The sequence below is a fragment of the Mycobacterium helveticum genome (assembly GCF_007714205.1).
Lineage (GTDB): Bacteria > Actinomycetota > Actinomycetes > Mycobacteriales > Mycobacteriaceae > Mycobacterium > Mycobacterium helveticum.
Map to the genome: position 1 here is coordinate 15,281 of NZ_VMQU01000008.1, position 15,196 is coordinate 30,476.

The following is a 15,196-nucleotide window of genomic DNA, read 5'->3' on the forward strand; positions in this document are numbered from 1 at the left end:
GTGAATCGAAGACTAGTAGCGTGACACCTGGCTATATCGAAAACGAATGCTTTCAGCAGCGTCGCGCGCGCCGTCAGCGAAGACTCCGGCGCGGGTCTGCCGAGCGAAAATGCTTGCGTACCTTGGGATCACCGGACGGCTTGGTGCTCAAGTGAGATTTATGTCATACGGGAAACGAAGGCGACGACCAACCGCCGAAACTCCGAAACACGGCTCTATCAAACATGTGTCGAAAATCACTGTATCGCGTGCGTCGCCCTCGGTCTGCGAAACGCCCGAAATTCCAATACCTTCCACGAAGCAACACGATTGTCGACCGGGCACGGACTGTGTCCAGAGCGGCAGCGAGATCAGCGGTGGCGGCGCCGATCGCCTGGGCCAGCTGTTCGGGCGCGTAGTTCACCAGGAAGGGCAGGATGCCGGAGAAGGGCGTGCTGCCGGGTCCAAGACCGACAGTGAGCGGGGGCAAGACAGCACCGTCCAGCAGGGTGACCATGACCGTCGCTGTGTAATAGCCGGGGGGAGGGAACCAGGATTCCGTCGAGTGCGAAGTTCCCGACCACAGCAACGTTCGCCACGCTCGACAGGTCACCGGTCAGGCTCGACAGGTTCAGCCCGTAGGGGAACGTCGCCTGGCCGTTGAGGAAGCCGTTGGCGATGACGGCGGGCGCATCGATGAGGGTGGCGATCGCGCCTGCGGGATTGCCGGCCCGCACTGCGGCAGTGAACGCGGCCGCGCTGGAACCCGCCGCCTCGGGCATGCTGACCGGCGCGCCCAGCAGATCGACGCCCAGGACCACCGGTAGCCCGACGACGTTGGCCGACGTCGCACGGTCCAATGTCACACTGGCCAATGTCGTACTGGCCAATGTCGCACTGGCCAATGTCGCACTGGCCAACGTCGCACTGGCCAACGTCGCACTGGCCAAGTCGGGCGGATTGGTGGTCAGAGCGGACACGTCCAACGTCGGGGTGATGCTCGTATTCGTCACGTTCTGCACGAGGCTGGTCATGTTCTGCGCGATGCGGCCGGGTATGGCCGGGATCGGCGCAAGGTCCGGGCCGACGCCGGAGAATACGCGCTGCAGTCCGGTCTCCACATCCGTCAGCCCGCCGGCGTAATTGCCGGCTGAGAAGGCTCGCGATGCCATCTGGAACGCCGCGGGCAGGGCCGACGCGTGCGCCTCGATCGATTGGGCCGCGTTCCCGAAGGAGGTCGCCATGGTCTGGGCGTAGCCCATCTGGTTGGCGAGGAACTGGCGCAGGAACGGGAAGGGATCGGCCAACCAGGTCGCGCCGATGCTCTGCAGGTTGTTCCACGTGTTGTAGAAAAGCTCTTCGTAGGGTCCGGCAATTCCGGTGACGTACGGTCCCGCGTCGCCGATGTTGATCTGCAGCAGGCCGGGCAGTAGCGAGTTCGTGAGCCCGGTCAACGAGTTGCCAAGTCCTCCAAGAATATTGGGCAGCCCCGGCAGCAGCGAACCGAGGGTGCTGCCAAGCGGGCCCAAGTTGCCGAGCCCGCCGAGGATTCCGGTGAGACCGCCGGTGCCGCCGGTGAGCAGGCCGCCGATACCCGGCGCGGCCCCGAGTCCCGGCATTGCCCGGGCGGGCGCGTTGAGAACGTTCGCGAGCGTCTGTTCGGCGGTGGCGATCTCGGTGCTCAGATACGCGCCGACGCCGGCGTCGATCACGTCGGCGAACTCGGCGTGGAACGCTTGCGCGTGAGCGCTCAGGGACTGGAACTCCTTACCGAAGTCGCCGAACATCGCGGCAACGGCCGCGGACACTTCGTCACCGGCCGCAGGCGCCACCGCGGTCGTGGGCGCCGCGAAGGTCGTGACGGCCTCGGCCGGCACCGACCGGATTCCCGCCAGATCCTCGGCCGCCGTCTGGATCATGTCCGGCGCCGCCACCACAAACGACATGTTCGTCCCCCACCGATGTAACAACCGCTGTCACCGGATGGCCGTCAAGGCAAACTTCAGATCAATAGCGGTCCGACACCTTCGCTGCCGAAAATCCTTGTTTTCGCAGAGCCCGGTCCCAGGTCAAAGCGATGACCCCGACCATTATGTTGTCCGGTTCAGTTTTCGAAGGCCGACGCGAGCAACTGGGGCGCATACTCCGTCAGGGCGGGAATGAGGCCGCCGACGGGCGGGCCGCTGATGGTGACGTTGTGCGGCAGCGGCGAACCGGACAGCGTCGCCGTCGTCGACAAGGGCGAAAGCGGGGCGAGTAAACCCCCGAAGGGGATCTGGGCGACCGCCGGCACTCCGGGCAGGGGCAACCCGACCGGCAGCGTCACCTCGCCATAGAGGAAGGCGTTGGTGACAGTCGCCGGAGCGCCGAGGAGCGTCGTTACCGCCCCCACCGGGTTCCCGGCTTGCAGAGCACCGAAAAACGTTGCGCTGGTTGACTGCAGCGCGACGGCCGCGTTGACCGGCGGCCCCAGCGCGTCGAACGCCAGCAGCTCTGGCAGCCCGACCCGGATCGCCAGCGATGCGTTGGTCTGCGTCAACGACGTGACCGACACCGACAGCGGATCGGCGACGTCTCCGAGCACGTTGATGTTGCCCTGCACCAGTCGCGCGGCAATGGCCGACAGCGGCTGCAGATTTCCACTCGACACCGCGGTCAATAGCGTTTGCGGGTTGCCGAATTGGGTGGTGAACGCCTGCGCCAGGGCGGGCTCGGTCACGGTTGCCCAGCTGGTGCCGATGCTTTGCAGGCTGGCGTTGGTGTTGGCCAGCAAGCTTTCATACGGGGCGGCGATCGAGTTGGCGGACGCGGCCGCATTCGCGACGGCGCCCGCACCCACGTTCTGCCCGGCGGCCGCGGCGTCGGACTCGATGCCGAGCAACGTCTTCGCGGGTGCGTTAACCGCGGCGGCCAGGGTTTGCTGGACGTTGGCCGCCTCGGTAGCGGCGTAGGCGGTGGCGCCGGAGTTCAGCAAATTGACGAACTGCTGGTGAAGCGCCTGCGTCTGGGCGCTGATCTCCTGGTATTCCTGGCCGAAGGCGCCGAACATCTGCGCCACCGACGCCGAGACCTCGTCCTGGGCCGCGGCCACCACTCCCGTCGTGGGGCCCGCGATCGTCGCGCTCGCCTCACTCAGCGTCGAATGAATGCTCGCGAGGTTTTGTGCTGCCGTCGCGACCATGTCTGGCGTCGCGACCACAAAGGACATCTGCGTCTCCCATCGACTGTTACCGCGCGAAACGTGGGAGATTTGAGACTACTGTGATCACACTCACATGTGGGCGGAAAACCTAATTCTCGTGTGGTCAACTCGGCGCGTGTCGGGAGCGAGTCCGGGTTTTTGCGGCCTCAGCGGGCATTAAGCTGCGCCGATGGCCAGCGCGAGTTGTTCGGGCGCGTAGATCAGCAAACCGGTGGCGAGTCCGCTGAGCGGGGTGCCGCCGACGGCGGTGGTGATCGGTCCGACGAGGGGCACGGTGACCGTCGCGGTGTACGGCGTGGGCGGGACGAGGATGCCGTTCAACGGAAGGTTGAGGACCGCGGGGTTACCCGAGACTTCGAACGCGATCGGCAGCGTCGACTGGCCGTTGAGGAAGGCGTCGGTGACGACGGCCGGTGCGTCGACCAACGCGGTGGCCGCCCCCGCCCAGTTGCCGGTTTGCACCGCGCCGACGAACGCCGTGGTACTGGCCCCGAAGGCGTTCGCCGCGTTGACTGGCGCCCCCAGCGCATCCAGGGCGAGTGCGGTCGGCAGCCCCGCGGTGGCGGTCAGGGAGAGCGTGACCGACGGAGGAAAAAGGACCGTTTTGAGCAGGACATTCGCGACGAGCGAGGTGTCGGTGACCGTGTCGAACACGTTGGTCAGATTCTGGGTGATCTGCGCCGGGATCGAGCCGGCCGGCAACAGGCTGGTGAGGTACTCGGTCCGCATGCCCGGAACGGCGAGGATGGGCGACAGATCCGCCAGGGCGCCCGTCAGGCGGACGTTGGCGATCAGCGGCCCAGGGGGGAAGCTTCCGGTGGTCGAGACGTCGATGCCGGTGGCGAACAGGTTCGTGAGACCCTGCTGTAGGTCGCTCACCGCGCCGTTGATGTTGCCCGTCGCCAGGGCGTGGAAGGCCGATTGGAAGGCCGCCGGCAACTGCTGCAGACCCGCGCCGAAGTCGTGGGCGGCGTTCTGCAGCGACGTAAGCCAGATCTGGGTGTAGGCGATCTGGTTGTCGACGAACTGCTGGATGTAGGGAACCGCGTTGAAGGCCGACAGCGCCTGCACCGCCGCCCGGATGTTCGCGGGCAGGTCGGCCAGCACCGTCGGGAAGTTCGTAACGACGTACTGGATGTCCGCCGCGATCGCGTGCGCGTAGCCCGTCTGGTTGACCAGGAACTGGTGCAGGAACGGCGCGGGGTTCGCCAGCCAGCTGTCGCCGAGGATCTGCAGGTTGGCGACCGTGTGGTCGAACAGCGCCTGGTAGGGGGTGGCGACGGTGGCCAGGCCGGTGGTCGCGCCGGCCTGCAGCAGTCCGGAGCCGAGTTGACCCGAGAGCGCCGACACCGCACTGCCGTTCTGCAGAGCGGTCAGGGCTGCCCCGACGGTGTGGCCCACCGGCGTGCCGCCGAGGACCGAGACGGCGGACGCCGCACCGCCCGAACCGTTGGCGGCGCCCAGCAAGTTCTGCGCGGCGTTGGCGGCCTCGGTGCCCAGGTAGGCCCCGGCACCGGCGTTCAGCACAGCGACGAACTGCTCGTGAAAGACCTGCGCCTGGACGCTGATCGACTGATACTGCTGCCCGAAGGCCCCGAAGGCCGCCGCGATCCCGGCGGACACCTCGTCTTCGGCCGCGGCCAGCACGGCTGTCGTGGGAGCCGCGGCGGTGGCCGTGGCCTGGGCCAGCGCGTCGTGGATGCCCGCCAGACCCTGGGCCGCGACCCGGACGTTTTCCGGCGCCACGACCAGAGGCGACATGTCCGTCTCCCATCGACTCGATCGACGGTCACCCGGCGGCCGTCAGAGGCAATGGATCTTAGACACGCGTGGTTAGTGTGCGCAGCAAAAGTGACGTCTTTGCGGTGTTAACCCGGAAATCAGGCACTGCGGTCATTTGTGAAGCCATCGCCGCGTGTCGGGCCGGGACCTTCCGGCCGGCACATCGCCAACGCGGATTGCGGGCCAGGACACCGGCGAGCTGCCCGGTATCCTGGCCCCGTCCCATTACGGGACGGTGATCAGCGGCGCGCCGATGGCCTCGGCCAGTGCCTGCGGGAAGTAGTTCAGCAGGCCGGGAACGATACCGCCGAAGGTGGTGCCGAGCGTGTCCCCAGGCCCCGGGAACGGGGAACCGTCAAGCAGGATCGTGCCGGGGTTGAGCGGGCTGATGATCCCGCCGACGGGGATGATGGTCTGCGAGGGCAACCCAATGAGATCGAACGGCGGCAGGGCGACCGTCATCTGGCCGTTGAGGAAACCGTTGGCGACGACGGCCGGGGCGTCGAGGACCGCGGCGATGGCACCCGAGACGTTCCCCGTCTGCACGGCACCCAGGAACGCGCCCACGCTCGATTGCATCGCGTTCCACGTGGTCAGCGGCGCGCCCACCAGGTCGAACGCGAGCGTTGCCAGCGGGGGAACGTTGAGGGTGAGTGTGGTGGCGCCCAGTTGTGCCGTCACCGCCGCGTTCGTGAACGTCGTGAGCAGGTTGGTGAAGTTCTGCGCGATCTGGGTGGGGATGGACGGGGGCAGGAAGTTGACGAAGTTCTGCGCCATCTCGCCGGGGATGTTCAGGATCGGCAGCAGATCTCCCAACGTGCCCGTCGGGTTGACCGTGATAATTCCGGTTGTGAGGTTGGCCTGGGCGCTGAGGCCGGTCACGAACAGGTTCTGGAAGCCCTGCTGGACGGCGTTGAGCGCCCCAGTCACGTTGCCCGCCAGCAGATCCTGGAAACCGGTCTGCAAAGCCGATGGCAACGCCGCCAACTCGGTGAGGAAGTCCTGCCCTGCGCTCTGCAGGCCGGTGACGACCGTCTGGACGTAGCCGATTTGCTGGTTGATGAACTCCTGCACGTACGGCGCCGGGTTGAAGGCCAGCAGGCCCTGGATGCCCGCCTGGATGGTCGCCGGCAGGTTGGCCAACTCGGTGGGCAGGTTGACGAGACCGGTCCCGATCGCCGTGGCGATTGTCTGCGCATAACCGACCTGGTTGTGCACGAGCTGATTGAGGAACGGGAACGGGTTGTTGATCGTCGTGGTGGCGATGGTTTGCAGATTGCCGAGGGTATTGGAGACTAGCGTGTCATACGGGCCCGCGATCTGGTTGGCGAAGACGTTCGCGCTGGTGATCAGCCCGGGCACGCCGCCGGTGGCGAGGGCCTGGAACTGGTTCCCGAAACCGGTGACGGCCTGCGAAATCCCTTGCGCGCCGGCCTGCATCGCGCCCGTCACGGACGCGGGCGCGCCGAGGATGGCCGACGAGACCGCGTTGACGTCGGCCTGCACCGCCGTCACGGCGCCGTTCAGGCCGGCGCCGACCGAGGCACCGAATTGGCCGGCGGCGGCCTCCGCACCGCCGAGGTACCCGCCCAGAGTCCCGCCGATGTTGCCGACAATCCCCCCGTTGACCAGGGTCTGCCCGGCATTGGCCGCCTCGGCCGCCGCGTAGGCACCGGCACCGGTGTTCATCAACTCGACGAACTGTGCGTGGAACATCTGCGCCGAGGCGTTCAGCGCTTGAAACTCCTGACCGACGTTGCCGAACAGCGTCGCGACCGCGATCGACACCTCGTCCTGCGCCGCGCTGGCAATCCCCGTGGTCGGAAACGCCGCGGTCGACGCGGCCTCCGCCAGCGACGAACGAATACCCGCCAAATCCGTGGCAGCGCTCTCCACCAGACTCGGTGCCGCGATCACAAATGACATGTCAATCTCCTTGACTCAGTACCCAATGACCAGCGGTCACCCGCTGTTACGTGGTTGTGCGTGGCTTCAACAAGCTCCCGGTTGGGCGCAAGCGCTAATATGCCGAAATTATTTCGGATCACTCCGAAAAGCGCCTGCTGACAGCATGATTCAACACCCAATCCCTAGCCGGAACCTTTACGATCATCCCGGACGCGAGGGTTCACCACGACAACAGTGCCCCAGGTCAGCCGGACGAGCACTGATATTACCCACAAGTAGATTACTTGCAAGTAGTGTCCGCAATTTTCTCGGGATCGGACCGAAGAGGCCCCGCCTCGCGGTGCCCGAAGTCCCCGGTCCGCAGAACCACGGCGGCGCGATGACGGGGCCGCGGGACCTACGGCGGCGGCGAGGACCGGACTCAGGCGCGCAGTTCGGCGCCGACGCGTTCGGCGGCACACCGCACCGCGGCGTCGCGGGCGGCGCTGGCGTCATCCTCGGTGAGCGTGCGGTCCGGTGCCCGGAAGCGCAGTGCGAACGTCAGCGACTTGCGGTCCTCGCCGATCTGCGGACCCGTGAAGACGTCGAACAGCGCGATGTCCTCGAGCAGTTCGCCGGCGCCTTCACGCACGGCGTCGGCGACCGCCGCCGCCGGCACCCGGGCCGGCACGACCAGGCTGACGTCCTGGAACACCGCCGGGAACGGCGAGACCCGCGGCGCGGGGAACGCGGCGACGATCGGAATCGCGTCCAGGTTGAGCTCCATCGCGCACGTGCCCTTGGGCAGGTCCGCCCGCTCGACCACGGCGGGATGCAACTGGCCCGCGTGACCGACGACGGTGCCACCGACGAGCACCTCGGCGCACCGGCCCGGATGCCACGGCAGCCGTTGGGCCGCCCGCAGCGTCACCTCGATGCCGCCGGCGCGCGCCACGATGCGGACCGCCTCGAACGCGTCGGCCGCCTCGACCCGCCGGCCCGGCCCCCACGGGCCCCGCGGTTCCCGCAGGCCCGTCAGCACCGCCGCGACATGCTGGGGCTGGCGCGGCAGCGACGCGTCCAGCATGGCGATCTCGGTGTCGGTCGGGCGCCGGTGCACGGGGATGGGCTCGATGGCCCGCGTCTGTTCGGTGGGCTGGACCACCTGGGCGAGGGCGAACAACGCGGTGTCGACAAGACCGCGGGATACGTTGCGCCCCAAAGCTTCCAGCAGTGCGGGCAGCAAGGTGGTCGCCAGGTGCGGACGGTCGGCTTCCAGCGGGTTGAGCACGTGCGTGGTGGCGCGCCGGGGGTCGTCGTCGGGCAGTCCCCACAGCTCAAAGACGCCGGCCGGCAAAAACGGCGTCGGCAGGATCTCGACGAAGCCGGACTGGGCCAGCGACTTTCCGATCGCACGGCGACGCCGCTGCGCCGCGGTGAGCCCCCGGCCCGCGGGCGCCGACGGCAGCACCGACGGAATGACCTCGAGCCCCTCCAGCCGCAGCACCTCCTCGACGAGGTCGGCGGGCTGCACCAGGTCCGGCCGCCAGCTCGGCGGCGTCACGGTCAGCGCGCCGTCCGCTGCTCCGTCCGGGGTCACCGCGGCCCCGACCTGCGTCAGCCGACGGGCCGTCGTCCCCGGGGCGTACGCGACACCGGCAAAACGGTCCGGCAGGTCGGCGCCGATCCGGATCGGCGGTGGTGACCAGCGATCACGCGGCGGATCGCCACGCCAGTCGGTCAGGGCGTCGGACACCGCGCCCCCGGCGATGTCGGTGAGCAGCGTCGCGCAGCGGTCCAGCGCGGCCACCGAGACCGCCGGGTCCACCCCGCGCTCGTACCGCCGCGCGGCCTCGCTGGGCAGGTGCAGCCGGCGCTGGGTCCGCGAGATCGCGGCGGGGTCCCACACCGCCGCCTCCAGCAGCACGTCGGTGGAGTCGGCGCGCACCTCGGTGCTCGCCGCGCCCATCACGCCGCCGATGGCCGCCGTCGCCGCGTCGTCGACGATCAGGACGTCGGCCGCATCCAGCCGCCGCTCGACGTCGTCGAGGGTGACGACGGTCTCGCCGGGCCGGGCGAAGCGCACCCCGAGTCCCCCGGTGATGCGGTTGCGGTCGTGGGCGTGCATCGGGTGGCCCAGTTCCAGCATCACGTAGTTGGTGACGTCCACCGCCGGGGATGTCGCGCGGATGCCGCACAGCAGCAGCCGCCGTTGCAGCCACCACGGCGACACCGCGGCCGGGTCGATCCCGGTGACCGGGCGCAGCGCGAACCGCCGCACGCCGGTGCCGGCCTGCACCGTCAGCGGCCAGGCCTCCCCCGCCACCGGCAACGGCTTGACGTCCGCGGGGTCGACGAACGTCAGGTCGTAGGCGCACGCGATCTCACGGGCCAGGCCGCGCACCGACATGCAGTAGCCCCGGTCGGGCGTGATGGCCAGGTGGAAGACCACGTCGTCGAGACCCAGCACCGCCGCGCCGCCGGCCCCCGGTTCGGCCGTGCCCGGCGGCAGCACCAGGATCCCGGAATGGTCGGTGCCCAGCCCGAGTTCGGTCGCCGAGCAGATCATCCCCTCGGAGCTGCGGCCGTAGGTCTTGCGGGCCGCGATGGCGAAGCCGCCCGGCAGCGTGGCGCCGGGCAGCGCCACCACGACGAGATCACCTACGGCGAAGTTCGTTGCCCCACAGACGATTTCACGCTGCCGTCCCTCGCCGACGTCCACCAGGCACGCCCGGATCGGCTTTTTGAAGCCGCTGAGCTCCTCGATCGCGGCGACCCGCCCCACGGTCAGCGGGCCGTCGACCGGACCGAGGGGCGCCACCTGTTCGACCTCGTGGCCGATGCGCACCAGCGTCTGCTCGAGCTCGTGGGGGGCGACGTCCCAGCCCGGGGCACCGGCCTGCAGCACCTCGCGCAGCCAACTGTAGGGAAGCCGCATCACGACCCGACCCCGAACGGCAACGAGAACCGGACGTCGCCCTCGACCATGTCGCGCATGTCCGGGATGCCGTTGCGGAACTGCAAGGTGCGTTCCAGGCCCATGCCGAACGCGAAGCCCGAATACGCCTCGGGATCGATTCCGGCGGCCCGCAACACGTTGGGGTGCACCATGCCGCAGCCGCCCCACTCCACCCAGTCGGCGCCGCCCTTCTTGTTGGCGAACCACACGTCCACCTCGGCGGAGGGCTCGGTGAACGGGAAGAAGTGCGGCCGGATCCGGGTGCGCGCCGACGGACCGAACTCGGCGCGCGCGAACGCGTCCAGCGTTCCGCGCAGGTGGGCCATGGTCAGGCCGCGGTCCACCGCCAGGCCCTCGACCTGGTGGAAGACGGGAGTGTGGGTGGCGTCGAGTTCGTCGGTGCGGAAGGTGCGGCCGATCGACACGATGTAGACGGGCAGATCGTGCTCGAGCAGGGTGCGCACCTGCACCGGTGAGGTGTGGGTGCGCAGCAGCTGCCGGGAGTTCTCGGGCGCGATGTAGAAGGTGTCCTGTTCGCTGCGGGCGGGGTGGTCGGCCGGGAAGTTGAGGGCGTCGAAGTTGAACTGCTCGGTTTCGACCTCCGGCCCCTCGGCCACCTCCCAGCCCATGGCGACGAAGGTGTCGGCGATGTGCTCGGCCAGGATCGTGATCGGGTGCCGGGCGCCGGGCGGCTGTCGGGTCGACGGCAGGGTGACGTCGATGGCCTCGGCGACCAGCACCGCCGCATCCCGCTCGGCCCGCAGCGCCGCCAGCCGGTCGTCGTAGCTGCGCTGGGCCTCGGCGCGTGCGGTGTTGACGCGCTTGCCGGCGTCGGCGCGTTCCTCCTTGGGCACGGCGGCCAGCGCCTGGCGGGCCAGCGCCAACGGCGAACGGTCACCGAGGTGTTCGGTCTTGATGCGCGCCAGCGCGTCGAGGTCGCCGGCGCCGGCGATGGCCTCCCGGGCGGCGGCGACCGCCTTGGCCAACGCGTCCGGCGACAGGTCGACGGGTTGCTCACCCACGCGGCGACACTCTCCTTGCTCACGGCTGTCCAGTTGCCCGCATCGTCGCCGGGCGCGCCCGATTAATCCGCCCAGGCGCGGCACCGGCCGAGTGCCGATCATATGCGATCGGGTCCGGAGCCCCTCGAGTTGCGCGCCGGGCGGCCGGGGCCGGGCAGACTATCCGGACGCGACCGGCCGCGCGACGTCCGGCGCCGGAACCAGCACCGCCCTGCGCGCCGTGACCATCTGGTCGATCTTGTAGGCCAGCACCGCGCCCAGGGCACCGAAAACCGGCGCCGCGGCCATCGTCGCCCAGTGATGGGCCAGCAGCAGGAACCCGAAGCCCGACGACGCGACCAGCATCATGCTGCGCGCCGGGGTCCAGTAGATCGGCTGGCGGAACCGGGACGACACCAGCACGCCCAGGACGACGGCGACGGTGTGACCGGCATCGGTGAAATCGCCACCGACGATCGCCGAGGCGATGGCCGCGGCCACCCACCAGCCGACCCACGCCATCCGCCAGCGCCGGGGAATCACCGCGGTCATCGCCCCGAGGACGGCAAGGGCGCCGTAGCTCATGCCGACGTCACTGGCCCGGGTGACCGACAACGGCAGCCAGCGCAACTCGACGGCCGCGGCCAGCGCGGCGGCAACCAGCAGCGTCGCCCCGATATGGCCGACGACGAACGCCACGAAAAGCCGGATGGTGCGCAGGTGCAGCTCGGCGAGGACGAGCATGCACGTCAGAAACGGCAGCCAGAAGTACAGCGGACCGGCATCGACGACCAGGGCGCTACCCAGCAGGGTGCCCAGGTGCCCACGGGCCAGATTGTGCAGGTTGGTGCTGGCGTGCTGAATGATCACCGCGCGCGCCTGGGGACCCAGGACGATCAGCGCGGAACTGACGGCCAGCAGCACGGCCACGTAGCCGACGGTGAACCGGACCCGGCCGAGCCGGGACAAGATGCCGTAGATCATCGACACCCACTATGCCTGTGATTCGGCTTGGTCGCTGTCATCGGAAACTGCCAACTCCCTGCGGGCTTTGAGGCGATAGATCGCCAAGTCTGCGGGCAGCCCGGCGGGCTGGGCCGCAAACATGGGTTTACGTGCGCGTTTTGCGAAGATGCCCAAGGCGTCGAGTTCGGTCTGGGGTATGAGGTCCAACGTCGAACCGGACACCATGATTCCACCTTTGGTGGCCCGTTCCATCACACGGGCCGCGATGTTGACGTCGACGCCGAGCCAGTCCGAGGCCATCCGCGTCGGGCGTCCGGTGTGGATGCCCACCCTCATTCGCGGGGTGTGGCCGGCCACCTCGACCGATCGCAGCGCCTTGTCGGCTGCCAGCGCGGCCCGCACGGCGACCGTCGGGTCGCCGAACACCGCCATCAGCCCGTCGCCCAACCGTTTGACGATGTGCCCGCCGGCGTCCAGCAGTGGCGGCTCGATGGCCTGCGCGACCTGCCGCAACAACGTCAGGGCCGCGTCGTCACCGACCTGCAACGACCAGGACGAGAACCCGACCAGGTCCGTGAAGACCAGCGTCACCTCCGGGTTGGCCGGACGCCGGGAGACCGCCTCGGTCAGCGCCTGCCACAGCTGCAGCACACCCAGGCTGACCTCGCGCGACGCGGCACCACGATCGCCCAGCAGCCGGTCGGCGGCGCGTGCCGCGGCACGGGGTCCGCCGTCGCCCGCGGTGGACAGCGGATCGCCGAACTCGGGATCACCCGGCAGCATCCGGCGGGCCCGCCGGATCAGGCCGACCACCCCGGGGTTGTGGTTGGTGGTGTGCCACCACTGGGTGGCGTTCTGTATCGACACCGGAGGGAGCCGCCGAAGAGTCGAGGGCGCCGCGGTTGCCACCGGTTCTTCGACTTCGCCCGTGTCCGGATCGGGGGGCGCGACTTCCACTCATCCCACGTTAGGTGCTTCTCGCGGAGGCAGGCAACGACACGCGCCCCATGTGTCGCACGTCGCAACGAAAGGGCCGCTCAGGCCGTGATCGGCCGGGCGGGGGCCGGTAGCCCCCTACGGGCAGGCCGGCGTCAGCAGACCCAGGGCCCGCGCGCTCTGGTAGAGGCAGATCGCCGCGGCGGCGGCGATGTTGAGGCTCTCGGCGCCGCCCGCCATCGGGATGCACACCCGGTGGTCCGCGGCCGCGGCGAACTCGGCCGGCAGGCCGTGGGATTCCGGCCCGAACAGCCACGCCGTCGGCGCGCTGAGCAACCGGTCGGTGTCGTCCAGACGCGTCTCACCGTCCAGCGCGGTGGCCAGCACCTGCAGGCCGGCGCCGCGCAGCGCCGCGAGGGCGTCGTGCCCGTCGGGCGCGACGACGACCGGCACCGAGAACATGCTGCCGGCCGACGCCCGCAGGCATTTGCCGTTGTACGGGTCGACGCCGTGGCCGACGAAAAGCACCGCCCCCGCGCCCATGGCGTCGGCGATGCGGATCAGCGTGCCCGCGTTGCCCGGCTCGCCGATCTCGACGGCCACCGCGACCAGCCGGGGCCGCCCGGCCAGCACCTCCTCGAGCCGGGTTCCCGGCAGTTCGCACACCGCGACCAGGCCCGCCGGCGTGACGGTCTCGGAGAGCGCCTTGGCGGCCCGCTCGGTCACGAGGTGGACCGGGCATTCCAGCGCGCCCACCAGCGCGGCGTGCCGCTGCGCCGCCGGTTCGGTGGCGAAGACCTCGCGGACCAGCCCGCTCAGGCCGGCGGCCTCGACCAGGTTGGGGCCTTCGGCCAGGAATCGCGCCGCACGCCGGCGCCCGACGTGGCGATGCAGTTTGACCGCCGCGACCACCCGGGCCGAGCGCTCGGTCAGCACCGAAGGGCGCCCGGACTCAGGCAGCCTCTCCCGACGGACGGTTGACGTCCTCGGGCAGCGCCGCGCGAGCCACCTCGACGAGCGCGCTGAACGCCGCCGGGTCGGTGACCGCGATGTCGGCGAGGTTCTTGCGGTCCACGTCGACGCCCGCGGCCTTGAGCCCTTGGATCAGCCGGTTGTAGGTGATGTCATTGGCGCGCGCGGCCGCGTTGATCCGCGAGATCCACAGCTTGCGGAACTCCCCCTTGCGCGCCCGGCGGTCGCGGTAGGCGTAGTTCAGTGAATGCAGCTGCTGTTCTTTGGCTTTGCGGTAAAGCCGGGAGCGCTGACCCCGATAGCCTTTCGAGGCCTTCAGGATGCTGCGCCGCTTCTTCTGGGCGTTGACCGCGCGCTTTACGCGTGCCATGAGATGTTCCCACTCTCGTTCGGGTGTAACTGGTCAGGTGCCGGTGCCGGGTCGCTCGCGTCCCGGCCCGGCGCGTCGGTCAGCCGTTCAGCATCGATTTGACACGCTTGGTGTCGTTGGCTGAAACGGTCGTGCGGCCATCCAGCCGCCGAGTCCGTTTTGTCGACTTGTGCTCCAACAGGTGCCGGCGGTTGGCGCGCTGGCGGACGATCTTTCCGGTCGCGGTGCGCCGGAACCGCTTTGTCGCCCCGCTGTGGGTCTTGGCCTTGGGCATGTCTCTTCCGTTCTGCTGGTCTGCTGTCCGGGTCTCAGGTCAGTTCGATGAAGGCGTGGGTTCATCGCTTCCGTCGGAATCCGGTGCCGGCCCGGCCCCCGGTCCTTCCGGATGCCGCGCCCTGGCGCGGGTCTTCGCGCCCCGATGCGGCGCCAGCACCATCGTCATGTTGCGGCCGTCCTGCTTGGCCGACGTTTCGACGAATCCGTACTCGGCGACGTCCGCGCCCAGCCGCTGGAGCAACCGGTAGCCCAACTCGGGCCGCGACTGCTCACGTCCGCGAAACATGATGGTGACCTTCACCTTCGACCCCGCCTCCAGGAAGCGCACCACGTGGCCCTTCTTGGTCTCGTAGTCGTGGTCGTCGATCTTGGGTCGCAGCTTCTGCTCTTTGACGACGGTCTGCTGCTGGTTCCGGCGGGATTCGCGCGCCTTTTGCGCCGTCTCGTATTTGAACTTGCCGTAGTCCATGATCTTGCAGACCGGTGGTCTGGCGTTCGGGGCAACTTCGACAAGGTCGAGATCGGCGTCCGCGGCGACGCGCAGTGCGTCTTCGATGCGCACGATGCCCACCTGCTCCCCCCCTGGGCCGATCAATCGGACCTCAGGTACGCGGATGCGCTCGTTGACGCGGGTCTCAGTGCTGATGGGGCCTCCCTGGGTGGGCGTTGTCGGGTAGTCACGACCAGCGCCCGGGCCGTCCGGATCCGCCAGGGGAGAACCACACCACCAGCAAAAAAGCCCTGCTCCAGCAGGGCCCATGCCGACCGATCGCGGCGAGAACAGCCAAGCCGCCCGCGTCACCGCGGAACACGCACCGGAGGTGCCTGTGACCGGACCGCTGAGCCTCGTCAATTCTGCCGGCCAG

The 15,196-nt window shown here is 69.1% G+C and carries 12 protein-coding genes; all 12 read right to left on the minus strand.

The features are described from left to right. Positions 1-350 precede the first annotated feature (350 nt). The 12 genes from FPZ47_RS03225 to infC all read right to left on the minus strand — a co-directional run bounded on the left by FPZ47_RS03225 (position 351) and on the right by infC (position 14,976). Complete coding sequence (locus tag FPZ47_RS03225) at positions 351-1,925, minus strand: PE family protein (RefSeq protein ID WP_144948928.1); 1,575 nt, start codon at positions 1,923-1,925, stop codon at positions 351-353. 158 nt (positions 1,926-2,083) lie between these two features. Then, positions 2,084-3,187 (minus strand): PE family protein, encoded by a 1,104-nt coding sequence (locus FPZ47_RS30150; protein WP_144948931.1) that lies wholly within the window; start codon positions 3,185-3,187, stop codon positions 2,084-2,086. Between the two features lie 150 nt (positions 3,188-3,337). Further along, the gene (locus tag FPZ47_RS30155; protein ID WP_210419823.1) at positions 3,338-4,942 is read right to left on the minus strand and encodes a PE family protein; all 1,605 of its coding nucleotides are present in this window, start codon (positions 4,940-4,942) and stop codon (positions 3,338-3,340) included. Between the two features lie 246 nt (positions 4,943-5,188). Next, a complete protein-coding gene (locus FPZ47_RS03240) occupies positions 5,189-6,889 on the minus strand; it encodes a PE family protein (RefSeq protein ID WP_144948933.1) in 1,701 nt (566 codons plus the stop codon). Positions 6,890-7,292: 403 nt separating this feature from the next. Further along, the gene (pheT, locus tag FPZ47_RS03245; protein ID WP_144948936.1) at positions 7,293-9,788 is read right to left on the minus strand and encodes a phenylalanine--tRNA ligase subunit beta; all 2,496 of its coding nucleotides are present in this window, start codon (positions 9,786-9,788) and stop codon (positions 7,293-7,295) included. Continuing rightward, positions 9,788-10,831 carry a phenylalanine--tRNA ligase subunit alpha gene (pheS, locus tag FPZ47_RS03250; RefSeq protein ID WP_144948939.1) on the minus strand — a complete coding sequence of 348 codons (1,044 nt, stop codon included), beginning with the start codon at positions 10,829-10,831 and terminating at the stop codon, positions 9,788-9,790. Before pheS ends, pheT begins: the two co-directional genes overlap by 1 nt. A gap of 159 nt (positions 10,832-10,990) precedes the next feature. Beyond that, complete coding sequence (locus FPZ47_RS03255; RefSeq protein WP_246133283.1) at positions 10,991-11,794, minus strand: rhomboid-like protein; 804 nt, start codon at positions 11,792-11,794, stop codon at positions 10,991-10,993. Positions 11,795-11,803: 9 nt separating this feature from the next. Further along, positions 11,804-12,733 carry an adenylate/guanylate cyclase domain-containing protein gene (locus FPZ47_RS03260; protein ID WP_144948942.1) on the minus strand — a complete coding sequence of 310 codons (930 nt, stop codon included), beginning with the start codon at positions 12,731-12,733 and terminating at the stop codon, positions 11,804-11,806. Positions 12,734-12,850: 117 nt separating this feature from the next. Further along, positions 12,851-13,648 carry a TrmH family RNA methyltransferase gene (locus FPZ47_RS03265; protein ID WP_144948945.1) on the minus strand — a complete coding sequence of 266 codons (798 nt, stop codon included), beginning with the start codon at positions 13,646-13,648 and terminating at the stop codon, positions 12,851-12,853. 16 nt (positions 13,649-13,664) lie between these two features. Next, the gene (gene rplT, locus FPZ47_RS03270; protein WP_144948948.1) at positions 13,665-14,054 is read right to left on the minus strand and encodes a 50S ribosomal protein L20; all 390 of its coding nucleotides are present in this window, start codon (positions 14,052-14,054) and stop codon (positions 13,665-13,667) included. Between the two features lie 79 nt (positions 14,055-14,133). Next, positions 14,134-14,328, minus strand: coding sequence for a 50S ribosomal protein L35 (rpmI, locus tag FPZ47_RS03275; RefSeq protein ID WP_144948950.1), 195 nt, complete (start codon positions 14,326-14,328; stop codon positions 14,134-14,136). 39 nt (positions 14,329-14,367) lie between these two features. Next, positions 14,368-14,976, minus strand: coding sequence for a translation initiation factor IF-3 (infC, locus tag FPZ47_RS03280; protein ID WP_144949073.1), 609 nt, complete (start codon positions 14,974-14,976; stop codon positions 14,368-14,370). Positions 14,977-15,196 lie beyond the last annotated feature (220 nt).

What these genes read in the sequence shown, in the direction of transcription:
- FPZ47_RS03225 (WP_144948928.1), bottom strand. Translation starts at nt 1,925, where the DNA reads ATGTCGTTTGTGGTGGCGGCGCCGGACATGATCCAGACGGCGGCCGAG.
- FPZ47_RS30150 (WP_144948931.1), bottom strand. Translation starts at nt 3,187, where the DNA reads ATGTCCTTTGTGGTCGCGACGCCAGACATGGTCGCGACGGCAGCACAA.
- FPZ47_RS30155 (WP_210419823.1), bottom strand. Translation starts at nt 4,942, where the DNA reads ATGTCGCCTCTGGTCGTGGCGCCGGAAAACGTCCGGGTCGCGGCCCAG.
- FPZ47_RS03240 (WP_144948933.1), bottom strand. Translation starts at nt 6,889, where the DNA reads ATGTCATTTGTGATCGCGGCACCGAGTCTGGTGGAGAGCGCTGCCACG.
- pheT (WP_144948936.1), bottom strand. Translation starts at nt 9,788, where the DNA reads ATGCGGCTTCCCTACAGTTGGCTGCGCGAGGTGCTGCAGGCCGGTGCC.
- FPZ47_RS03255 (WP_246133283.1), bottom strand. Translation starts at nt 11,794, where the DNA reads ATGATCTACGGCATCTTGTCCCGGCTCGGCCGGGTCCGGTTCACCGTC.
- rplT (WP_144948948.1), bottom strand. Translation starts at nt 14,054, where the DNA reads ATGGCACGCGTAAAGCGCGCGGTCAACGCCCAGAAGAAGCGGCGCAGC.
- rpmI (WP_144948950.1), bottom strand. Translation starts at nt 14,328, where the DNA reads ATGCCCAAGGCCAAGACCCACAGCGGGGCGACAAAGCGGTTCCGGCGC.